At 58.9% G+C, this 23132-nt stretch carries 20 protein-coding genes; 8 read left to right on the top strand and 12 right to left on the bottom strand.

The annotated features are described in order from the left end of the window. Together hutU and SMC7_RS04995 are read left to right on the top strand one after the other, a co-directional pair. The coding region (gene hutU / locus SMC7_RS05000) for a urocanate hydratase (protein WP_119089243.1) at positions 1–1575 on the top strand (1575 nt) is incomplete at its 5' end. Between the two features lie 12 nt (positions 1576–1587). Continuing rightward, positions 1588–2274, top strand: a complete 687-nt coding sequence (locus SMC7_RS04995; RefSeq protein ID WP_119089242.1) for a nitroreductase family protein — start codon at positions 1588–1590, stop codon at positions 2272–2274. A gap of 6 nt (positions 2275–2280) precedes the next feature. On the opposite strand, the gene SMC7_RS04990 is transcribed toward SMC7_RS04995, so the two are convergent. From SMC7_RS04990 to SMC7_RS07625, 4 genes are all read right to left on the bottom strand, one after another. After that, the gene (locus SMC7_RS04990) at positions 2281–2523 is read right to left on the bottom strand and encodes a hypothetical protein (RefSeq protein ID WP_119089241.1); all 243 of its coding nucleotides are present in this window, start codon (positions 2521–2523) and stop codon (positions 2281–2283) included. A gap of 151 nt (positions 2524–2674) precedes the next feature. After that, positions 2675–2845 carry a hypothetical protein gene (locus SMC7_RS07365; protein ID WP_165845155.1) on the bottom strand — a complete coding sequence of 57 codons (171 nt, stop codon included), beginning with the start codon at positions 2843–2845 and terminating at the stop codon, positions 2675–2677. Positions 2846–2994: 149 nt separating this feature from the next. Next, positions 2995–3828, bottom strand: a complete 834-nt coding sequence (locus SMC7_RS04985) for an HAD-IIB family hydrolase (protein WP_119089240.1) — start codon at positions 3826–3828, stop codon at positions 2995–2997. Positions 3829–3933: 105 nt separating this feature from the next. Beyond that, complete coding sequence (locus tag SMC7_RS07625) at positions 3934–4032, bottom strand: HAD hydrolase family protein (protein WP_413814583.1); 99 nt, start codon at positions 4030–4032, stop codon at positions 3934–3936. Between SMC7_RS07625 and SMC7_RS04975 the strand changes: the two genes are divergently transcribed. Further along, complete coding sequence (locus tag SMC7_RS04975) at positions 4022–4519, top strand: hypothetical protein (RefSeq protein ID WP_413814582.1); 498 nt, start codon at positions 4022–4024, stop codon at positions 4517–4519. The genes SMC7_RS07625 and SMC7_RS04975 overlap by 11 nt on opposite strands. A 270-nt stretch (positions 4520–4789) precedes the next feature. On the opposite strand, the gene SMC7_RS07260 is transcribed toward SMC7_RS04975, so the two are convergent. Then, positions 4790–6277 carry a stalk domain-containing protein gene (locus SMC7_RS07260; protein ID WP_126850729.1) on the bottom strand — a complete coding sequence of 496 codons (1488 nt, stop codon included), beginning with the start codon at positions 6275–6277 and terminating at the stop codon, positions 4790–4792. A gap of 237 nt (positions 6278–6514) precedes the next feature. On the opposite strand from SMC7_RS07260, the gene SMC7_RS04960 reads away from it, so the two are divergent. Next, positions 6515–8797 carry a PAS domain-containing sensor histidine kinase gene (locus SMC7_RS04960; RefSeq protein ID WP_165845153.1) on the top strand — a complete coding sequence of 761 codons (2283 nt, stop codon included), beginning with the start codon at positions 6515–6517 and terminating at the stop codon, positions 8795–8797. On the opposite strand, the gene SMC7_RS04955 is transcribed toward SMC7_RS04960, so the two are convergent. The 6 genes from SMC7_RS04955 to cas6 all read right to left on the bottom strand — a co-directional run bounded on the left by SMC7_RS04955 (position 8737) and on the right by cas6 (position 17514). After that, a complete protein-coding gene (locus SMC7_RS04955; RefSeq protein WP_119089236.1) occupies positions 8737–10059 on the bottom strand; it encodes an MFS transporter in 1323 nt (440 codons plus the stop codon). The two genes, SMC7_RS04960 and SMC7_RS04955, sit on opposite strands and share 61 nt — an antisense overlap. A 72-nt stretch (positions 10060–10131) precedes the next feature. Continuing rightward, complete coding sequence (locus tag SMC7_RS04950; RefSeq protein WP_119089235.1) at positions 10132–11409, bottom strand: Nramp family divalent metal transporter; 1278 nt, start codon at positions 11407–11409, stop codon at positions 10132–10134. A gap of 9 nt (positions 11410–11418) precedes the next feature. Then, a complete protein-coding gene (locus tag SMC7_RS04945) occupies positions 11419–12642 on the bottom strand; it encodes a magnesium transporter (RefSeq protein WP_119089234.1) in 1224 nt (407 codons plus the stop codon). 119 nt (positions 12643–12761) lie between these two features. Further along, positions 12762–14234, bottom strand: coding sequence for an MATE family efflux transporter (locus SMC7_RS04940; protein ID WP_119089233.1), 1473 nt, complete (start codon positions 14232–14234; stop codon positions 12762–12764). 9 nt (positions 14235–14243) lie between these two features. Next, positions 14244–15704, bottom strand: coding sequence for an MATE family efflux transporter (locus SMC7_RS04935; RefSeq protein ID WP_119089232.1), 1461 nt, complete (start codon positions 15702–15704; stop codon positions 14244–14246). A gap of 157 nt (positions 15705–15861) precedes the next feature. Beyond that, entirely contained in the window at positions 15862–17514 is a 1653-nt protein-coding gene (gene cas6 / locus SMC7_RS04930) for a CRISPR-associated endoribonuclease Cas6 (RefSeq protein ID WP_119089231.1), read from the bottom strand. Positions 17515–17729: 215 nt separating this feature from the next. Here cas6 and SMC7_RS04925 point away from each other — a divergent pair, with 215 nt between their 5' ends. From SMC7_RS04925 to ptsP, 4 genes are all read left to right on the top strand, one after another. Continuing rightward, positions 17730–19007 carry an Nramp family divalent metal transporter gene (locus SMC7_RS04925; RefSeq protein WP_207798718.1) on the top strand — a complete coding sequence of 426 codons (1278 nt, stop codon included), beginning with the start codon at positions 17730–17732 and terminating at the stop codon, positions 19005–19007. Positions 19008–19143: 136 nt separating this feature from the next. Then, positions 19144–20199 carry an amidase domain-containing protein gene (locus tag SMC7_RS04920; RefSeq protein ID WP_165845152.1) on the top strand — a complete coding sequence of 352 codons (1056 nt, stop codon included), beginning with the start codon at positions 19144–19146 and terminating at the stop codon, positions 20197–20199. A 131-nt stretch (positions 20200–20330) separates the two neighbouring features. Further along, positions 20331–20600 (top strand): HPr family phosphocarrier protein, encoded by a 270-nt coding sequence (locus SMC7_RS04915; protein ID WP_119089229.1) that lies wholly within the window; start codon positions 20331–20333, stop codon positions 20598–20600. Next, positions 20597–22222, top strand: a complete 1626-nt coding sequence (ptsP, locus tag SMC7_RS04910; RefSeq protein WP_119089228.1) for a phosphoenolpyruvate--protein phosphotransferase — start codon at positions 20597–20599, stop codon at positions 22220–22222. The genes SMC7_RS04915 and ptsP overlap by 4 nt, the downstream gene beginning before the upstream one ends. A 94-nt stretch (positions 22223–22316) precedes the next feature. Here the strand turns inward: ptsP and SMC7_RS04905 are convergent, their stop codons facing one another. Beyond that, positions 22317–23075, bottom strand: coding sequence for a class I SAM-dependent DNA methyltransferase (locus tag SMC7_RS04905; RefSeq protein WP_119089227.1), 759 nt, complete (start codon positions 23073–23075; stop codon positions 22317–22319). Positions 23076–23132 lie beyond the last annotated feature (57 nt).

Genomic DNA, 23132 nt, shown 5'->3' with positions numbered 1-23132 from the left:
ATGCTGATGAACAACCTGGATCCGGAGGTCGCAGAGCGGCCCGAAGACCTGATCGTGTACGGTGGCGAGGGCAAGGCCGCTCGCAACTGGCAGGCCTACGCCGACATCATCGCGACACTCCAGAGCATGGACGTCGACGATACGCTGGTCGTACAGTCCGGCAAGCCTGTCGCCGTCTGGAAGACTTACATCGACGCGCCACGTGTCGTTATCAGCAATTCGATGCTGGTTCCACACTGGGCCACCTGGGACGAATTCCACAAGCTGGAAGACAAGGGACTGATCATGTACGGCCAGATGACCGCCGGCTCCTGGATTTACATCGGGGCTCAGGGCATCCTGCAGGGTACCTATGAGACGCTGGCCGCTGCCGCGCAGCAGGCCGGTTGGCAAGACCTGAGTGGACGGTTCGTCCTCACAGGTGGCTGCGGTGGCATGAGCGGCGCACAGCCTCTGGCCATCACCATGAACGGGGGCGTTGGACTGATTGTCGAGTGTGACCCGGCCCGAATCCAGAAACGTCTCGACGCCAAGTTCATAGATATGATGATGACCGACCTGGACGAGGCGCTGCTGATGGTCCAGAAAGCCGTTGCAGAGAAGCGCCCTTTGTCCATCGGACTCGTCGCCAACGCGGCCGATGTGTTTCCCGAACTGTTGCGCCGTGGCATCATCCCGGACGTCGTCACCGACCAGACGTCTGCCCACGATACGCTGAATGGCTACGTCCCCAACGGCATGCCCCTCGCGGAAGCATACGCTCTGCGCGAGAGCAACCCTACCGAGTACGAGAGACGCGCGCTGGACGCTATCACGGTCCACTGCAAGGCGATGGTCGGTCTGCAGGACCGTGGCGCTGTCGTCTTCGACTATGGCAACAACATCCGTGGCCAGGCCCTGGCAAACGGGTACGAAGACGCATTCAAGTTCGACGGCTTCGTCCCGAAGTATATCCGTCCTCTGTTCGAGGAAGGCAAGGGCCCCTTCCGCTGGGCAGCACTCTCAGGGGACCCGAAGGACATCTGGACGACCGACGAGGTTATCCTGAAGGAGTTCGCCTATGATCAGCACTTGGTGAAATGGATCCAGATGGCGCATGACCAGGTCCAGTTCCAGGGGCTTCCTGCCCGCATCTGCTGGTTGGGATATGGCGAGCGTGAGCGGTTTGGCCTCATCATCAACGACCTCGTGAAATCCGGCAAGATCTCTGCACCTATCGTCATCGGACGCGATCATCTTGACTGTGGCTCTGTCGCCTCACCCAACCGTGAGACGGAGAAGATGATGGACGGCAGTGACGCCATCGCCGACTGGCCCATCCTCAACGCTCTCCTCAATACGATCGGAGGAGCTACCTGGGTCTCCGTGCATCACGGCGGCGGTGTCGGGATCGGTTACTCCATCCACGCCGGCATGGTGATCGTCGCCGACGGCACGGATGCTGCGGCCAAACGGCTGTCGCGTGTTCTCACCTATGACCCAGGCATGGGCATCGTACGGCACGCTGATGCAGGGTATCCGAAAGCCATCCAGTTTGCCAAGGACCACGGCATTCGCATGCCGTCACTCAAATAGGAGGCTCGGCCAATGAAAAAGGAACTCAACTACATCGACCTGATACGCACGCGCCATTCGGCACGCGACTATGAACAGCACACGTTGACTGACGCCGACAGGACGCAGATCATGGAAGCGGTCGCCAGCGCAGTCCCGCTCAACAGCACTGTTCGCCTTAAGTGGAAGATCGCCGACCGCTCACCCATGGGGTGCAGCGGTCTCGTGTATGCCGAGTGCGGCACGTCCGACGAGGAGCTGGCCGAATATGGTTACCAGGGCGAGCAGATTGTTCTGGCGTTGCTCGCGGACGGATGGGGAACTTGCTGGTATGCAATGATGCGGATGCCCGGCAGCCCTTGCTCAATAACTGTCGGCAGGCCGGCCGCGCGAGGGGTCCGATCAGTGGTCATGGGTACTCTGTCACGGGGACAGATGCGCAAGTCGCTGGAACAGCTGGTCACGGGTGGCATTCCCGAACATTCGTCACCACTGGTGCGCACGGTTCTGGAGTCTGCCCGCCTTGCCCCCTCCGCCATGAACCACCAACCCTGGAACTTCGAAGTAACATCAGACACACAGATCGTCATCAAGTGTGATACCGGCCGTTTCCCAGACATTGGCATCTGCCTGGCGAACGCCATGGTCACTGCGCGTCAGCTCTCGGGCAAGGCAACCGTCTCTCGCCTCAACGAAGGCAAGTACAGCATCGCCTGGTAGCCCCCTCTACAGCAGAGGCCAGAAGCAGCCGTTCGCCATCGCACGTGCCGTGCTCCAGGCGAACGGCAACCCCGGAAATGAAGAAGGCGCAAGTCCTGGTTTTGTCCCGGGCTTGCGCCATTCCATCTTGGACACCATCCACAGCTTCTGCTGTTTCTGAAGGTGCCGGATCTTCGCTGGTTTGCTACGTGTCCGGCGGTTCTTCTCGATGGGCCGCGTGGCCTTCCTCATCATGCTGTCTTCGTCCATGAGCCACCTCCTGATTGTCAATGCTCGTGCGAATGAAGCCGTAACAATGTACCGGAGGACAACTGGATGTCAAGCTCCAGGCGTGAAGGACGGCCGTGAGCAGATAGCACTCCCGGCCAGGGTCCCTCCGATTGTGAATTCCAAACTCTGTCTAGGATGCGAGGTCCTCCCTGGTACGCAACTGCATCCGAACCTGCCGCTCGCTGAACTTGTGGGCGAAGTCAGAAGCAACACGCGCATTCTCAAGTGCACCTGCTTTGTCATCATTGTTGCTGCTGTGCAGAATGTCGGGAGTGGCACCTCTCTTGGCCAGCAATTCCATGCCCCTCGACCATCATGCTATCGACCAGCACGGCCCCCGCGATTGTCGAGCCAAGACCGGCCTTAGCTGGGCTACCTTCGATAGAGACCAGAGCATCACCTGGTTCGCCACACGTATCCAGAACAAGGTCAGCCACCTCGATCGTCGTCTCAGACCCCAAACTCGCCTGCGGCAAACCTCTCCAGCGCCACCGCCGCACCCTGCTCATTGTTCGACGGCACCACGAACCTCGCCAAGGACCGTGTCTGTTCGTCTGCATTTGCGACCGCAACCGATACCAAGGCTACTCCAAACATGCTTCGATCTGCCTCGCAATCGCCCACGGCCATCACGTGGGAACTCTCGAGCCCAAGATAGTCGATCAACCAGCGAAGTGCAGCACCCTTGCTGACGCCTGCGTCCATAATGTTGACGAAGTTCCGGTCAGCCTTGACCACGTTCGCCCGGGGTTCCAGACTCTCGGCAATAAGTTGCCTGGCGGCATCGGTATTCTCAGGCAGGCACACGATGGAGATTTTCCGCACCCCGTCTGTTGCGATCTCCCTTGTCGCTGGAATATAGCGCAAGTGACTGGTATACCAGCTAGACTTCCACTCGTCGATAAAACTGGGTGCGCCCGCGTTCCGGAACACCTGTGGGTCGCCCCGACCATATAGGATCATATTGACAGGAATGTCCATCGAGCGCACCGTCTCCACCGACCCGAGGAGAACCTCTGGAGATATGGCTCGCTCCATGAGAATGAGCCCATTCTGTGGGTCGACGACTACTGCCCCCTGTTCTGCGATGACGGGAACTGAGAGCCAACCTAGCTGCTGAACGTATGGTGCGATGCGCTCAAGATCACGCCCGGATGCAACTGTACATGCAAACCCAGGAGCACTGGCAGCTCGCAGACGTACCGCTGTCTCATCGGAAATGGCCGACCGGTCGTCAAGAAGCGTCCGATCGAGATCAAAGACCGCAAGTTTTTGGATATGCATCGAGACCTCTGGTTCAGGCGTGATACTCGCCGCTCACAAATCGCTGAACAGCGGCAACGACGCCCCGTTCATCGTTCGACGGGGCCATATACCGAGCCATACGAATCACCGGGGATCCCCGTTGGCCATGGCTACGGAAACCCCTGCCACCTTGAACATGCTGGCGTCCGACTCATTGTCTGCCAGAACCATGATGTTCTTCATCTCCACGCCAAGCATGGAGGACAAGGTTGAGACGGCGCTGCCTTTGCTGACACCTGCCCCCCATGGCGTCGATACAGTTTACGTCGGCTTTCACGACCGTCGCAGTGACTCCAACTACGTGCTCCAGGTCCAGCTCGAGAGCGTCCGTCTCTTCCAGGTGACACCGGATGGCAAGCTTGCGATAGCCCTCCGTATCGTGCGTCTTCCGGGCCCCAATATCCTCAAAACGCGAATTCAGTTTCGCATATGGCGTGTTCTCCAGGAACAAGGGTGCGGCGGCATTCTTGTAGAGCACGACGTCCTTGCCTTTCAACAGAAAAAAGTTGAAATCGTATGGGCCACGTCGCAGAAGATCGAGGACCCCTCCTACCACAGAACCTGCGAGATTCCACTCAACAATGATGTGCCCATCAAACGGATCCTGGAATCCTTGCCCCGGGTACCATGGACAGAAGAGCTCCTGCCATCACGACCAATACGGCCATGAGCAGACGCTTCGCGACATTGTCCATCGTCGATCAGGTCTGTCGTGTGTACGGCTCCGAACCGTGCCGACCATTTCGTACCGGCGAACCGGCCTTGTTCTTGTGTTCGCCCATTTCTCGTTCCTCCACAGTCAACCAGCATTGCGAGTTGACCAATCTGTCAGGAATACGATATTATCGTAGTCGAAATTGGTCAAAAGCAAAGGAGGACGGTCTCGGTCACGACAGAAGGCGGTTAGCTACCCTGTAAACCACAGCCCGAGCTTCAGTTGCTACATTGATGGCACGCACAACACGTTGGTCAACGCTCGAGTCCCTTTGATGATGTACTGTCCCTTGAAGTACAGGGTCGTGGAGCTTCCACCGTCAAGCGTCACCACGTTTGTGAAGAGTCCGAGCCGGGACAGCGCCAGGCTGACGTCGCCAAACTGCAGGCGCACGTATGCCGGCGTCACGATGAAATACAGATGCTTCTGGTCGTCTATGCCGACAAATGCACGGGAACCAAGCTTCGACGTGCGACCGATGTCCTTGTACGTCCGATAGTCGATGTACGGCTTGCCTCCGCGCACAACGACGGGTCCACACTGCACGAACGTAGAGCCGGTGCAATCACGCGTACCCACGTAGGAGCGCAGTTCTGCCCCGGCCGACGCTCGCAGGGCCGCGGCTACCACAGGGTTTCGTGCATATAGTGCTATCTGTCCCGCAGCCAGCGTCCGCGGCGTAAAATATCCGCCGGACACGAGTCGGACGACCCTTCCTTCCCAAAGCACCGCAAGCACTTCGGTCGCACTGACGGACAGGCCGCCAGTGAAGTAGTTGGAGTACACAGAAAGCGATTGTGACGACGGTTCGGCCGGGGATTGGTTGACCCGGACCACCGGAAGCTCCTTGCCTGTGTCCAGCCGCACGACGGCGCGAGCCGTGCCCTCGACGTAAAAGGGAGTGTTGTCTGCGTCAATGCCGATCGTCGAGATATACGTTCCTGAGTAGTAGACTGGGGTGCCCTGGTTCTGAACCGATCCGCTCATGATGTAACTCGTCATATTGAAGGGTGTCGCGTTCATGAGCACAAGCGGTTTCAGACTGTCCACGTATGCGGATGGGTAGCGACCCGTTCCCAGACCACCCACCGACTGGCAGCTCAGAACGCGGATTCCCTTGCCCGCCATGTTGATACGAACGATATTGAAGTCCACTGTCTGCGTGAACACTTGTTCGCGACGAGTCTCGAGAGTGACGGCGCCATAGTCGACAGGCCCCTCCACAACTGGATCCGGGGTAAACCTCGTGAAGACCGACTCCCGGTCGACCGAACCGCGGGAATACTGCACCGGGAGCAACAGCTGCACATCGGCAGCAGCGACCAGCACTTCGCCGAGCAACCCTCGCGGGGTTGCGGAGAGCCCGACGATGTACCCGTCTACGAGAGTCTCGAGACTGCCTGGAGTCACGCGTACTGTGTGCTCGGCGCTTGAAAGCGTGATGCCCACGCTCTGGGGCACGGACGACACACCAAAACCGAATTGCCTCGCGACAAATCCGATTGGGACGAGCGTCTGTTGAGAGGCCTGGTCGGTCACCGGGGGGATGAGCATAGTTACCAGGCGACCGTCCACAACCGCCCGAGCACTTCCCGTCGTAAGAACAACTGTCGTGCTTCGAGCGCGCACAGCCGGCGCCGGCGCACATAAGAGCATCAATGTCACGACACCACACAACGCTTTTCGAGACAAGACCCTGAGCCTATGCAACATTTCACAACACCTCCTGCGCAAACAGTGTATACACGTATCTTAGACGGCCGAGCCTCTCCGCATGTTCCGCATCCCCACTTGTCAGGACTTTCTCCTGATGCTGAGCCGCTGAAAGGGTGGTGGAGCAGCCACACACGTCAGATTTCAGCTTTACAGAGGAGGTTTGCGGGGTATCATATATATGTGTTGACAGCGGGCAGAGCAGGGAGGGAAACCTCGATAAATACTGGTCGTTCCGTGCGGCGGGAAGCAGTTGGGACGCAGTACGCTCTGCATCGAATAGTCGCGCTTGCTGCCGTCGCAGTCCTCCTTCTCGAACCAACATCCCAGGTCCATGCCACCACTCCGGTCTCGGCTTCTCCCCAGCTGGTGGTTGCCGCGAACGTCTACGAACCCTTGGCTTTTCCGCGTGACGGCCATCTGGTCGGATTCGACGTCGATCTCGTGAATCTCGGCAGCGATCGGTTGAGAACGACACTGCTAGTGCTCGGGGGCATCGCGCTCGTCCTGCTCGCCGTCTTCCTGCTTGCTTCACGTGAACGCGCGGCGCGTGCCGCCCGTGACCGGGCCGCTTACTATCAGCAGCTGTTTGCCGCAGTCCCGGAACCAGCTCTGCTTGTGGACGACGCTGACGGACAGCTGCGCATCGAGGCCGTCAATGGAGCCCTGTGCACTCTGCTTGCTCGCAAGGACTCTGACCTGCTCGGCGCTACACTGGGGTCCATCATGTTCGTCGGACAGGCAGATATGTCGAAAACTCTGACGTCTCTGCTGGACCGAAGTCTGACGTCAACGCGGTGGCAGTTTGTCGCATCCGACAGATCCCTCATCCCTGTCGAAGTCATGATGTCAAACCTGCCGGGTCCCAGCAAACGTGCGCTCATCGTCGCCCGTGACCTGCGGGATCAGCTCAAAGCCGAACAGACCGTTCGCACGGCGTACCAGCAGTATCACGCCCTGTTCGACGAAGCTCCCGATCCCATTCTGATCCTCAGCAACTATGTCATTGCACAGGCAAACACCGCCGCAGGGCGAGTTCTTGGCACCACAACCGAACAGTTGATGGGAAAGATCGTCCCCGATATCAGTCCCGCTGTACAGCCCGACGGTCGTCTATCTGGTGACGCCATGCGCACGTTCGAAGACCAGGCCCTTGCCGGCCAGGCACAGCGGTTTGACTGGGCCTTTGTCACCCATGACGGCCGTCAGGTCATCTGTGAGGCTTCCCTGAAATCCATACCATCTGCCGGGGCGTCCATTGTCCAAGGAATCTTCCGGGACGTCACAGAACAGCGACTCACAGAGAAACGAGCGCGGCAGCTGGAAAAAGAGCTCTTGCAGTCACAGAAGATGGAAGCGGTCGGGAGACTCGCAGGGGGAATCGCACACGACTTCAACAACCTCATGGGCGGGATCATGGGGCATGCGTCGCTGCTCAGGGTCGACGCTACGGAAGGGACCGAACTCTACCAGGGACTGGACACCATTGAACACACCGCCAGGCGCGCCGCTGAACTGACGCACCGGTTGCTGTCCTTCTCGCGCAACGGCACGCCGACCATCGCCGACGTCGATGTCGGCGGGGTCCTGGCGGATACGCTCTCGATCGCCATGCCGGGCTTCGACAAACGCATTGTCCTGGTGCAGAGCATCTCTCCAGATCTGGCATATGTTCCCGGTGACCGGACGCAGCTGGAAGAGGTCATCCTGAACCTGGTCATTAATGCCCGCGATGCCATGGGACACCACGATGGCACGCTCACGGTCGACGCCTGCAACGTTATCATCGACGAATCCTTCTGCACCAGCCACGGCGTTCCTGTCCTGCCAAACGGCAGCTACGTGCAGATAAGGGTGTCAGACACCGGGTGCGGTCTATCACCTGAGGCCAGGGATCACCTGTTCGAACCGTTCTTCACGACGCGGCCTGAAGGAACCGGGTTGGGACTGTCCATCGTCTGGCGCGTCGTGCACGACCACGGAGGAACCATCACGGTGGCTTCAGTGCCAAACCAGGGAACGACGTTCACGCTATACCTTCCGGCTGTTTCCCGGGCCGAAGCACAAGAAAGGGCCCGCCAGACGCCCATCTTCGGATCACTGCCAAGGTCTATCCGGGGAGAATCGGTGTTCATCGTGGATGACGAAGATGTTGTCCGCAGTGTCGCCGTCAAGGTCCTCTCGAGTCTCGGATATCATGTCACCGACACGGCCGATCCAGTGAACGCGCTGGCCATCTACAAGGATTCATGGCGGTCTATCGACCTGGTCCTGATCGACATGATGATGCCACACATGAATGGCAAGGACCTGTTCGAGAAGCTTCGTGAGATCAACCCATCGGTGGCCGCAATCCTGATGTCCGGCTATGATGCGACTGACACTCCTTTCACCAGTACGGGATTCGTGGCCTTCATCCCGAAACCTTACACGCTTCAGGAACTGGCCACACGTGTGCGTCAGTCTTTGTCCACCCCAGCCGCTCGGGCGTCCAACCCGTCGGAGGAACCGACCGTCTGAGAACCACCTCCGACGGATGCGCTAGCCACAGCGAATGTTCGCAGACCCCGGAAGGTGCGGCGGGTCACGAAGGCCATCATCACACCAAGGAACACGACGCCAATGACGCCGCTGACGAAGAAGCCCATATTGGCGCCAAGAGCATCGCAGATCTTGCCCGCATAGAGCGCGCCAATGGGGGTCGAACCAACGAGAACGAGGTTGAAGGCAGCCATGACGCGGCCGCGCATGCTGTCGGGCGACTGCAACTGGAGCGCGGTGTTGCATGTCGTCGACAATATCGACATACCGAATCCACAGAAGACGAGCAGCAGGCTGGTCACGTAGAAATTTCGCTGTATTCCGACGAGAACCATCGCAACCGCGAGGATAAACCCCGAACCATAGATATAAGCAGGGGTCGGTTCCAAGCGTGCTCCACCGAGGGACAGGAGCACTCCTGCCGCCAGCGCCCCGACCCCCATTGCCGACAGCAGTCCCCCGTAGCCATCTGCCTGCAGACCAAGAGTCAGCTTGGCAAAGCTGGGGATGAAGATGTTGAAATTGAACAGGAACAGGCTGATGATGCCCGCTATCGTCAAGAGATTCATGATGACTTGATTTCTGGCAATATACTGGGTGCCCTCGCGGATCTCCTGGGCATAGCTCCCCTTGTTGCTCTTGGTCGGCTTGCGGCCTGCTTTCATCAGGAGCAAGCTGACGATAACGGCAATGAAACTGATCGAGTTCAGGGTAAACGTCCACGGGATGCCCACGGCAGCGATCAGGACCCCGCCGATGCCAGGACCGATGACACGGGCGATGTTGAACATCGTGCTGTTCAGCGCAACAGCATTAGCGACCGCGGACCTGTCGTTCACCTGTTCGACCACGAACGAATGTCTGGTCGGCCAGTCGATAACACTGATGAAACCTGTGAAAGTGGCAATAACCAGCACCTGCCAGTACTGCGCATGACCCCCGAACGCCACCACGGCCAGAGCAGCAGCAGCCAGTGCAAACATGATCTGCGTGAACAACAGGATCGAGCGCTTTGGATAACGATCGATGATTGGTCCAATGAACACCGAGAGGATCAGAGATGGGAGAAACTGGATGCTGGTCAGCAGCCCGAGCTTGAGGGGTGAGTTTGTCAGCTTGAGAACCAGCCAGGACTGTCCGGTGGTCTGGAGCCACGTGCCGATAAGAGATACACTCTGGCCGGCAAACCAGAGCCGGTAGTCTTTGGACTCAAAAGCCGGCAGCCGCTTTCGAATGTTCACTCAGTCTCTTCCTTTCGCTAACCGAATTATCCGATGGTTACAGTCTACTCTCGTTGTTGTAGAATCAAGAACCTAGTTCCTCACCATCTGGAGCATGGTCTGGACCGTCAGCGTTGCCGCCAGGATGATCATGACGATCGCCTGCGCCCATACCGCGATGTTCTTGCCTCGACTGTTGACGTATTCACCCATCAATGACTTGTCATTGATCAGCTTCAGCATGAGGACGAGTATCAGGGGAAGCAGAACACCGTTCGCCGCCTGCGAAAACAGCATGATGCCGATGAGCTTGCTCTCCGGTACGAACATGATCATTCCCGCACCCAGAACGATGAGAGCCGTATACAGACCATAGAAGAGAGGGGCGTCACGGAATGACTTTCCGACCCCCGACTCCCAGCCAAATGCTTCGGCCACGGAATACGCCGTCGAGAGAGGAAGGACCCCAGCGGCCATGATCGAGGCGTTGATCAGGCCAACGGCAAAGAGAATCGACGCATATTTTCCCGCGAGTGGCGCCAGCGCGCCTGCCGCTTCTGCCGCAGTATTGACCCGGACGCCCGCAACAAACAGAGTACTCGCGCATGCGACGACGATGAAAAAGGAGACGAAGTTGGTGAGGAAACTGCCGATATAGGTGTCCAGAACCTCATAGCGGTAGTGCTTCAGGTCGATCGCCTTCTCCGCGACCGAAGACTGCTGGTAGAACTGCATCCAGGGCGCAATCGTGGTTCCTATTGTCGCGATGAACAGCGAGATGAACTCGGGGTTCATCTGGAAACTCGGAACGACAGTGGATCTGGCAACGGCCCCCCAGTTGGGATGTGCCATGAAAGCACTGATGACATAGGTCAGAAACAGGATACAGAACACGAGTAGAACCTTCTCCACAGCGCGATATGAACCCTTGACGACTAGAAGCCAGACGAAAAATGCAACCACAGGAATGACGAGGAAACGGTTCAGGCCCAGAATCGAGCTGGCTCCCGCTACTCCAGCAAATTCTCCCATGGTGTTGGTCAGGTTGGTAAACACCAGCAGCAGCATGACGACCATGGTCACGCGAATGCCAAACCGTTCACGGATCAGGTCTGCCAGTCCCTTGCCCGTGACGACGCCCATGCGGGCGGACATCTCCTGGATCATGGCCAGCGTGAACGTAATCAGCACGAGCATCCACAACATGGAGTACCCGAACCTGGCCCCGATGACACTGTAGGTAGTAATGCCCCCTGCATCGTTGTCGACGTTGCCCGTGATGATGCCGGGTCCAAGAACGGCGAGCATGATGGGCAGCGTCAGCGCGAAACGCCGGGCCCTGCCCCTGACGCGTTCCCAGATTCGTGCCATGGCGCCAGGCTAATCCATCGCCTGGTCGAGGACGTCATCGACCGTGACAATGCCTTGCAAGACGCCCTCGTGGTCAACAACCGGCAGCGCAAGGTAGCTGTACTTTCCGATGATCTCGGCCACTTTGCCCTTCGGGTCGTCCACGAACAGTGAAACGGTGCGTTTCTGCATGATGTCAGCCACGATGGTGCCGGGCTGCGCGACAATCAGGGCCCGAAGCGACAGGATCCCCGCCAGATGCCCGTCATCGTCAGTTACGTACAGGTAGTAAATGGTCTCCGTGTCTGGAGCTTCCCGACGGAGAAGCTCGATGACCTGCGCGGCCGACATTTCCTGTCTAATCTCGAGATAGTCGTTGGTCATGAGGCCGCCGGCCGTGTTCTCATCATAGGCAAGCAGTTCACGAACGTCCGCACGTTCTTCCGGCTCCATTTCCTGAAGCATCGCCTCCTGCGTTTCAGCCCGCGTGTCCTGCAGGATGTCCGCAGCGTCATCCGGGTCCATCTCCTCGAGAATGTCGGCTGCGCGGGCTACGCCGAGCCGTTCCAAGATGGTGACCTTGACCTTGTCGTCCTCCAGTTCGGCCAGCGTATCGGCCGCCTGCTCGTCGTTGAGCGCCTTGAACAAAGCGTCGCGCTCGTTGAAATCCAGGTCGTCCACAATGTCCGCCAGGTCCGAAGGGTGCAGTTTCGAGAGCTCTTTCCAGGTCGCCCTCACCTGCACGCTGCGAACATCACGCCCAAGGGGCTTCACAAAGCTCCACGGAATCGAGTTCTCGCCAATCTTGTGATGGCGTCTCTGTTCGACAACATGGATGAGCCATGCGAACCCAGCCCTGCGCATGAAGCTCCGGAACCCGGCATCGGCCGCTATGACACGCAGCTGCCCATGACTTTCCGCCAACTCGATATCGTTCACACGTACGACCTTGGCACCTTGGATGTCGACAATCTGTTTGTCGAGGACATGGTTGAGCAACAGCATGGAGGTGTCTTCCAGCTTGAAGTTAGGCTGAAGTTCTGCATCAGCGAGTTTGAGAGTGCACTCTGTGATGCCCAAGCCGCGCACGTTGTGCCATGCCACGCGCGTCAAGCCCCGCCGCGTCGTGACGAGGACAGCCATAACGGCCGGGAACTTCTCGCCGGTCGCCACTTCAAGATCAGCTATCGAGCCGACTACGGCTTGCTTTCGATCCAGAACGCGCATGCCAAGAATGTTGCTGAGGTAGAACATTCGCGCCTCCTGGGGCGAGAGAATAACGCAGCGCCTGTATGCTATGCATGATGGCTTCTGGTGTCAAGCATACGCATGGCAACGCGACAATCAGGTCGACGAACGCAGGTGCAGATGACCTACAGACGGTCGTCGACCTCAATTCCGGAGACGGACGATATGGCTTCCTCACCCATGAGGAGAGCCTCAGGAAGAGGCAAGTGCTCGATGACGTTCTGGCGCCAGTCCACTGCGAACATGAGAATGAGCGAGAGCAGGCCCGCCGCCACGTTGCTCACAGTCATGCCAATCCACACGCCACGTGATCCGAGTTTCAGGACCATGGCGAAAAGCCACGCCAGCGGCACGCGCAGACCCCATAACCGGACCAGGTCAAGGATCATATTTGGAACGTTGTGCCCTGAGCCCTGGAACGCCGATTGGACACCCATCATGAGCCCAAAGAACGGATTGGCCCAGAGGAAGATGGACATGAAGAGGACTCCTTCGGCGATGATTTCCGGCTGGCTCGGGATGAACGCCCGGAACACCATGGGCGTGATGAGGCGCAGAAGAACGCTCGCACCCCCCATCAGGCCGACGATGGCGATCGTTCCCTGCCGCACGACGGTTGTGGCCCGGTCCTTCATGCCGGCACCCAGCGCCTGTCCCACCATGGTGGCAATGCCCACACCTGCCCCGTCGTTGATGAGGGAGGTAATGCTGAACATCCTGTCCCCGATCCCGTAGGCGGACAACGCTATCGTGGCGTTGGGAACCCGGCCGATGATTCCCGTCAGGACAATGAACCCAAAGGACGTGCCGGATGCCCCGACTGAAGCGGGAAGGCCGATGCGAAGGATGCGTTTGACCCAAGCTGTCTCAGGACGCAGGTCGCGCCAGGTCACTCTCAGCTTTCGTCTCCCGGTCATGAGAACCCGGAGCGAGATAACGGCGGACAGGACCTGACACAGGACGGTCGCAAGAGCGGCGCCGGCTACCCCCATGTGGGCGAACGGGCCCCACCCGAAGATCATCAGTGGGTCCAGGAAGACATTCAGACCGACAGTGATCGCGTTTATAAGCATCGGCGTCACTGTATCTCCATAGGCATTCATGATGTGCGCGTACACGGCCGAGACGAAGATGGCGGGCATTCCGATGAAGATGATCCGTGTGTAACTTATCGCGTTCGCTGAAATGGCGCGGTTTGGAGTCAGGACGGGAAGAAGAATCGGCGACAGCACAACGCCGATGACCGCCACGGCAAATCCAAGCATGATTGCCAGAGACATGGTCTGACCGGCCGCCTTCTCCGCATCAACCTCGTTGTGCGCTCCCATGAACTGGGAAACGAGAGCGAGACCCGAGGACCCGAATCCGAACGCAAATGCGACGAGGAACCATACGACCGGTCCTGCCACCTGCAGCCCGGCGACTGCCGCCGCATTCTCGGCCTTTGGAAGGTGCCCGACCCAGAACGTGTCGGTCATGTTGTACACCATGTTGAGCAGGGAGCTTACCATGACAGGCCACGAGAGACGGAACATGGTCCTGACAACCGGACCGTGGAGGATCTCCTCGCGCGTGGGCATTCTGGAGCGATCGCTCATACCCTTCTTCTATGCCTGGGGTTCAGCTGGGACAGCCGACACGTCAGGGGTTCCTCCCTCAGAGACTTCGCCCGCAACAGAGGGAGAGTGTTCAATTACCTTGTGGTGCCAGTCGACTGTCGCCAGGAACACGAGAGCGAGTATGGCCGCAAGGACGTTGCTGACCAGCATGCCGGTCCAGATGCCGCGCGATCCCATGTGCAGGGCAAACCCGAAGAACCATGACAGCGGGACGCGAAGACCCCAGAGACGTACGAGCTGCATGATCATGGGCGGCCCGTTGTGTCCTGAACCCTGAAATGCTGCCTGGACCCCGCTGACGATGCCGAAGAACGGAATCGAGGGCAGGAACAGGGTCATGAACAGGATGCCTTCGCTGATGATCGCCGGTTGTGTCGGAATGAAGGCCCTGAATAACCATGGCGTAAGTATCCACAGAAGGGCCCCTTCACCCACAAGCATGCCGAACATCAGCGCTGTGCCGGTCCATACGACACGGTTGGCTCGTTTCCGCAGGTCCCCGCCCAAAGCGTGCCCAACCATCGTCGAGATGGCCAGTGACAGACCATCGATGGCAATGAAACTGATGTTGATGAAGCGGTCCCCGATGCCATACGCCGAAAGTGCTACCGTCGCGTTGGACACACGGCCGATGATGCCCGTCAGAACCAGGAATCCGAATGACGTTCCGGACATCCCAATAGATGCGGGAAGGCCGATCCTGAGAATACGCCTGTACCAGGACCAGTCTGGCAGAAGGCTCCGCCAGTCGACGCGAAGACCGTGTCGTCCCCGGAACAGGACGACCAGCGAGATGGCGGCGGCGAGCGCCTGGCAGATAATGGTCGCCCACGCAGCCCCTGCAACCGTCATGCGCGCGAAGGGCCCCCAACCGAAGATCATGAATGGGTCCAGGACGACATTGGCGAGAACGGTCGCCAGGTTCACGAGCATGGGCGTGATCGTATCCCCGTAGGCTGCCATGACCTGGGCGTACGCCGCGGCGACGAACTCAAAGGGCATGCCTATGAAGATGATACGCGTGTAGACCATTCCGGCGCGGGCGACAGCAGGGTCTGAGGTGAGGAGCCTCAGCAGGGCAGGCGAGAAGATGACGCCTGTAACCATGATGAACAGCCCGAAGGCAATCGACAGGGAAAGCGTCTTGGCGGCTGCCGTATTCGCTTCCTCTTTTCGATGAGCACCCATGTACTGGGACACGAGCGCCAGCCCTCCGGAGTTGAACCCGAAGGCAAATGCCATGAGGAAGAAAATGACCGGGCCCGCTATCTGGAGTCCGGCGACAGCGGAGGCATTCTCCGACACGGGCAAGTGGCCTACCCAGAAGGTGTCGGCCATATTATACAGGTAGTGCAGCAGGCTGGAAATCATCAACGGCCATGCCAGTCTGAACATGGTCCGGACGATGGGTCCCTCGAGTATCTCTTTTCTTGATGCAGTTCTTGCCACAGACTCCTCCAGACGGCGGGGGCACGAACCCACACCTGCTTCAGACGTCTAGTAGTATACCCTTATTCGTACTACGAACAAGAAATGGCATGGATCCCACATACGGAAGGGAGGCGCCGTATGGCGCCTCCCTTGGTCAACTCAATCTCGATCGAAGCTAGTGGTTGTAGGGACCGCCCTTGCTGCCCCTGTGATCGCGCGGATCACCGTGCCCTCCGCTGGGGCGGTGCACCGAACCGGGGCTTCCGCCTGGTCTCGAAGCACCGAAACTCCCACCACGTCTGTCGCTCTGAGAACGCGCGTCTCCGCTTGAAGAACGACCAGAAACACCAGGACGAGGTCCCCCACGATGCTCGTTTGGACGAGGACCGCCGGTGCTCTCGGTGCCGTCCGGACGGACGAACCGCGGCAGTTCGGTCTTCGCCTTGCCATCCCAGATGCTGTAGGAACCGGTAGCCGCCTTCTCGTGGCTCACCGGCTTGATGTCGGGAGCATAGCGGCTGACAAACTTGCGACGCGGTTCCTCTGTGCCACGAGGACCTCTGTGATCAGAAGAACCACCGCGCGGAGAAGCCTGAGACCCTCGACTGTCCTTACCTGGACGTCCCGTTCCGCGGCTCGTCCCTGGCGTGCCGTCGAGTCGAGGTCCCTCCGCCTTGGGCCGGTCAGAGTACGGCCTGTCGGTGCGCGCCCGATCCGAATATGGTCTATCTGTATGTGGACGGTCCGACGCAGACCGTTCTGTATGCGGCCTGTCTGAATACGGGCGGTCTGAATGCTCACCTTGGAGATGCGGGCGGCTGGCATGCGTCCGGTCGTCTCTGGACCCTGTGCTCCTCGAGGAGCTGCTCTCGCCGGTGGCACTGTGATGCTCGCCGTGCCACACGTGTCCTTCCTGCCCACGACTGTCCGACCGCTCATGGCGGCCCGGTCTTTCCTGGTCGGCCGCAGCCATAGGCGTCGGAGGTGTCCTGTGCACCTCACGAGTGTCTTCTTCTGTCCTGCGATGCCAATGAGCGTCGTCCTCTCCCTCAGGCGCGATGTCGAACATCCCGAAGCCATGAGAGTTCTTGCCTCCCAGGCCGGATTCGTACAGGAACGACAACAGCTTGGCATCTCCAGTCAACTGGAAACGTCCGGTATAGCCATGCACAGGCGTGTCCTTGAACGAAATGACGGCAAGATGCGGTGTATGGTCGAGACAACTGATGCTGAACCCATCGCTGGGGGCCTTCTCCTGTGTCCAGGCGTAGTACTTGCGAACGGCATTATCCAGGACAAGCTTGGCGAACAACGGGTCATCGGGCGCAAAGTAGTGTGCGGAGTTGTTATCCTTGCCCTCGCTCTGGTACACGGTGATGGGGCTGATGGTGCGAATTCGCCATGTGACCAGCCCGTGAGTGGGGATGGTAACGGGGTAGGCTGCGACAACACGTACCGATTGCACTAGGTTCCGCTCAAGGTGAAGGTCATGGGCCTGTTCCAGGCGAGGCACAAGCGCCTCGATGAACTCGGGACTGGGCGACGACAGGTAGAACCAGGCAGGTGATGACATCACCAGCTGATAGTGAACGTGTCCGTCCGCTTCAACTCCATCACGCGGGGCAATATCGATACGCTCCACCGACTTCGCATACAGCTGTGAGAAGGTGAAGAGCTTGAAATGGGCTTCTTCCGTGCCCGTCGCGATGCCAGACCACTTGATGTCTTCGGGGATGCACGCATTGACAAGCCCCTGCACATAGGGGTTGTACCCCTGAGGTAAAATGAACTTGTCGAGAGCGCTCTGTACTTCGATCCTGATACGCATAGAAACCTCCACTCAATTCAGAGAACAGACAACCGGAAAGGTGAGCCATTATGGCCATGAAGCGCCCCATCCACTGGGGTGCTCGTTCGAACGTCCTGCCGTAGATATATTATTATAGGAGTTGTCAGGCGCGGTACAACCACAACTTCAAGAGGAACGGACACAACCCGCCTGCAGACGCTTGATGGCACACTTGGACCACGTATACTGAGGTCATGAGTCTGCGCACACAGATCCAGGAAGCATTCAGTGGTCACAATCCGCGTCTTCAGGCATTGGAGCTCCTGAAGTACATTGGTCCCGGCTTTCTCGTCACCGTGGGTTTCATCGACCCTGGCAACTGGGCCTCGAATGTTGCTGCAGGCTCCCTCTATGGTTACCGCCTCCTGTGGATGGTGACACTGTCGACACTGATGCTTATCGTCTTGCAACACAATGCCGCCCACCTTGGCATCGTTACGGGCCTGTGCATCTCCGAGGCAGCCACGAAGTTCATGCGTCCCTGGTTCGCCCGCCTTGTTCTGGGCTCGGCCGTTGCCGCCTGCATCTCCACGGCCCTTGCGGAAATCATGGGAGCCGCCATCGGGCTTAACCTGCTGTTCAAGCTGCCTCTGCGTATCGGCGCCATTCTCGTGTCGGCCGCTGTCATCTGGCTCCTTCTCAGCAACGGCTACCGGCGTATCGAGAAGCTCATCATCGCATTCGTGTCGCTGATAGGGCTTTCTTTCCTGTATGAGTTGTCGCTTGTGCATATCCCCTGGGCAGAGGTGGCGACCGGATGGGTTACCCCCGCCATACCCCTGGGCTCCATTCCTGTCATCATGAGTGTCCTCGGCGCGGTCGTCATGCCGCATAATCTCTTCCTGCACAGCGAGATCATCCAGAGCCGCCAGCTGAACCAGAAGGGCGCAGACGTCATAGAAAAGCAACTCCGGTTCGAGTTCGTGGACACCCTGAACTCCATGGTGATCGGCTGGGCCATCAACAGCTCCATGATCATCCTTGCCGCAGCGACCTTCTTTGCCAGCCGAACCGCCGTCACAGAACTTGGACAGGCTCAAGCCATGTTGCGGCCGATGCTGGGCCGGGCAGCCGCCATCGTCTTCGGTGGAGCACTGCTCATGGCCGGCCTCTCATCTTCGGTCACTGCGGGCATGGCAGGCGGCAGTATTGTTGCCGGCATGTCGGGGGAACCCTATGATCCGTCGGACAATCATACCAAGCTGGGCATCATGATAACACTGCTTGGGGCTCTGCTGTTTACACTCGTGATCACCAACCCGTTCAAGGGCCTGATCTTCAGCCAGATAGCACTCTCCATTCAGCTACCGTGGACGATCGTCCTGCAGATTCTGCTCACCTCAAACCCGCGTGTGATGGGAAAGCATGTAAACACTGTACTCGACCGCGTCTTCCTGTGGACGACGACCGTCGTCGTCAGTGGCCTCAACGTCCTTCTCCTGGTCGACACGCTTCGCAATCTCCTTCGTTAGCGACGGAAGCGGCAGATCGTACCCTGGCACTCTTGACAAGACAACCGGCTCGGCTTTAATGAACTCGGCAGAAGGGAAGGGTACCCCTTATCTGGCCATCCCAAGTCCGACCACGCGGGAAGAGAGGAGTTGTACTGTGATAAACTCGAAACCAGGTGCACGGTGGAGAAGGCAGATCGTCGTCGTCCTGGCCATCATCGTGGCGACCGCCTCCGCGATGGTTCTCTCTCCTGCCCCACGCGTCAGCGCTGGGACGTATAACCCTCTTAAAGCCATCCAGTATGCCGACCAGTGGTGGAACAAGCGCAATCCCAAGTTCCAGAGCTACGGCTTCAATGATTGTGCCAACTTCGTTTCACAGTGCCTTATCGCAGGCGGCCTCAACCTGCGCACAAGCCCTTCGGTCGACAAGAGCGGAAGCATTGCGCAGTGCACAAACCTGGATGCCTTCCTGACGAACACCCTCAAAGCCACTGTCTGGAAGACGTCCTCGAGTTTACGTGCGCCGACCGGCCTGCAACCTGGCGACGTTGCCATTTTTGGCAACTGGCTGGGCCAGCGTCACGCCGTGTTTGTCTCGGCCAAGCAGTCGAACGGCCAACCCCTCTTCAACGCCCACACGTATGATCGGAAGAGGACAACCCTCGGTTGGCTGTTCAGCGGCTGGACGTACGTCACATACTACCACATCGTCAAGTCGCCGATCACTATTGCAGTAGCTCCCAAGCCTGCAACTCCAGTGAAGACAGCCGTCGTGACCAAACCTGCGACTTCGGCGAAAACAGCCGTCGTGGCCAAACCTGCCGTGACAACGAGAAGTTCGGTCCCCGCGACGATTCTCACGCCTCAGTCCGCTCCAGTCGAGCTCGAAAGCCTTGCCACGACACTTGTCCCTTCATCGGTAACGTCGGCGTCGGTAGTGTTGAACGGAGTCATCAAGCCTGATGGTGAACCGGCCCTCTGGTTCTTCGAATATGGTGTTTCCGAAATCTACAACTACGCCACGGACAAGCAAGGTCCACTCCTCGGAAACATGACTTACAATGTCGACCTTGCAGTTGTGGGGCTCAAACCAAGTACGCTGTATCACACGCGCCTGGTGCGGGTCGCACCAGATGGCAGCCTCACGACAGGGTCGGATACCACGTTCCGGACCCCAGCGGCTCCGCGCGCAGCTATACACGAAGACTGAGGGCGGGCCGACAACGGCCGTTCGCTGCTGTTCACGATTCTGCGTTGTAATTCCTGCCTCGGAAGTACACTGACAGTCGACGCCCCACCACGACGGAAAACGTGGGGAAAGCCAGGGGAGGCGACAGCACGATGACAGCGCGAACGCTTACTGTTCACAACAAGACTGGGTTGCATGCACGTCCTGCCACATTGTTCGTTCAAACAGCAGCGCGCTTCAAGTCGAAGATCGAAGTCACCCGTGAAGGCCGTACAGTAGATACCAAAAACATCCTCGGTGTGCTTTCCCTCGGCGCCGGCAAGAACTCAGTCATCGAGGTGGAGGCTGAAGGGGCTGACGAAAGTGCGGCACTCGACGCTCTGGAGACTCTGCTGACAACGGGCATTGGCCAAGAGGAATGAGCACTCTCAAAGGAATCGCTGCATCGGCAGGAATCGCCATCGGTCGCGTGTACATCTACCGCCCGGACGACGTCATCCTGGATCTCGAATCTCACGACTCAGTCTCCGTGGAGGAGAAACTCAAAGCAATCAGTCTGGCGACCGAGAGCGTCCATCATCAGGTCAAAGCACTGCACGCACATATGGAAGAACAGGGCAAGAGCAAGGAAGCCGAGATCTTCTCCGCCTATGAGATGTTTCTGGACGACCCGACGCTGCAAGAGGCCATGGAACGGTATGTGCGGGAAGGATACAGCGCCGCAGCAGCCGTACACCGTGCCTATGAGGACAGTGTTCAGCTCATGGACAACTTGGCCGACGCCTACTTCCGTGAGCGGGCCAAGGATATCCGGGATGTCGGGGATCGTGTGGTCCGTGCCCTCCTGGGGATGCCCAAGGCCGACCTGCGCGCCCTGCCATACCCGGCGATCGTCGTTGCACGTGACCTTGCCCCAGCGGATACCGCATCCGTCGACCGCGAGAATGTGCTGGGCTTTGTGACAGAACAGGGTAGCACAACAAGCCATACGGCTATCCTTGCTCAGGCACTCGGCCTTCCCGCCGTTGTCGGCTTGGGCACAGCGCTTGCAGACGTCGATGAACACGCACGCCTGGGCGTCGACGGAGCCGCCGGGACGGTTGTTCTGGACCCCACCCCCGAGGAACGTGCGACCCTCGAAGAAGGCGCCCGCGCCCTTGCAGCAGAACAGGAGCTCCTGACCCAGTACAAGGATAAAGAAGCAGTCCTCGGGAACGGCAAGCGCATTGAGGTTTCTGCCGACATCGGCGGCCCTGGTGACGTCGCCACGGCCCTGCGGTTCGGCGCGGACGGAGTCGGCCTATATCGCACGGAGTTCCTGTTCCTCGACCGGGACAGCCCACCCACCGAGGAAGAGCAGGTCGAAGCGTACCGCTCTGTTCTCACTGCGTTTGGCAGCAGGCCTGTCATCATCCGGACCCTTGATATCGGAGGAGACAAACAGATTCCATACCTGCACCTGCCCGCCGAGGCCAACCCGTTCCTCGGCGTGCGCGCGACCCGCCTTGGCCTGCGCAGACCAACACTGTTCAAGACTCAGTTGCGCGCCATTCTGCGGGCGAGCACGGCTGGCACGACGCGAATCATGTACCCGATGATCGCCGTCGCTGAAGAGATCGAACAAGCCAATCTTCTACTCCAGAGCGTGCGCAAGGAACTGGACGCAGAAGATATCCCTTATGACCATGACCTCGAGGTCGGCGTCATGGTGGAAATCCCGTCTGCGGCGCTCGATGCGGAGCGTCTTGCGGACAGGGTCGACTTCTTCTCAATCGGTACCAACGACCTGACACAGTACACCTTTGCCGCCGATCGAACGAACCGCGACCTCAACTATCTATACCAGCCGCTGCACCCGGCCGTGCTGTTCCTCATCCGCATGACCATCGAGGCAGCACACTCCCATGGCAAATGGGCGGGCATCTGTGGTGAATTGGCGGGAGCCCCGCAGGCGATCCCCGTTCTCATCGCCATGGGCATCGACCAACTGTCCATGTCCTCCGCAAAAATCCCTCGCGCCAAGCAGATCATCCTGTCCCTCTAGCTGCCTCTTTTCTCGTGGAACAGAACCGGCTCCGTTCAAAGGCGGGGCCGGTTCTGCTACTGCAGTGAAACAATGGGGGCAGACCTCACCTCCGTTACACCCGAGCGACGAAGAAGACACGGGGCTCGGACTCCGGGTCGGCAAGAGGTACGGTCAGGTCTGCGGCACGCGCCTGGTAGACCGCACTGAACCCGACCTCCAGCAGCGCCGTGGTCACCTCTCGCACTGGCCACGCGTTTTCCACAAATGTCTCGTCGAAGCGAAGCCAATTGCCCAACTCCTGCCGGACAAATCCGGAGATCTTGATGCGTCCCTGACGCTTGTCTTCGTCGTACATGCCGCGGTTGATGACCATGGCGTCCGGGGCATCCTCCACGGTCACATTGTTCCAGCGTCGCAGTCCCATCACCGTATTGAGGTCAAACGCAAACAGGCCTCCCAGCAGCAGGCACTGGTGCACACAGGAAAAACAGGACAGCAAGGTGTCGATGCCGGACAGATGGTTGAGGGCATCGAACGTCGACACAGCAAACCCAAACCGCGAGGACAGCGAGAAGTCAGCGGCGTCAGCCTGGACAAAGGACATCTCGCCAGAGGATACGAACGAAGCGCAATTGATGCGCGCATGAGCTAGCATGGGTTCCGAATTGTCCAGGCCCGTCACGACATACCCCGCCTGCAGGAAGTGCAGCGCCAGCTGTCCAGTGCCACAGCAGACGTCGAGCACCGACCGCTCGCCCCGGGAGCAGACCTGTTCGTACAAGGTCCGCAGCTTCGGCCCGACCAGCGTCACGAACCCGGTCCATCGTTGATTGTATGCCTGTGCAAATGGTGCCGTGTAGGACGACTCCATGCAAACCTCCCGCCAGTGCGCTTTCAGCCAATCTAGCACCAGCCCGCCCTTGGGTCA

This window comes from Candidatus Cryosericum terrychapinii (genome assembly GCF_003570925.1).
Taxonomy (GTDB): Bacteria; Caldisericota; Caldisericia; order Cryosericales; family Cryosericaceae; genus Cryosericum; species Cryosericum terrychapinii.
This window is presented reverse-complemented; position numbering and strand designations above follow the sequence as displayed.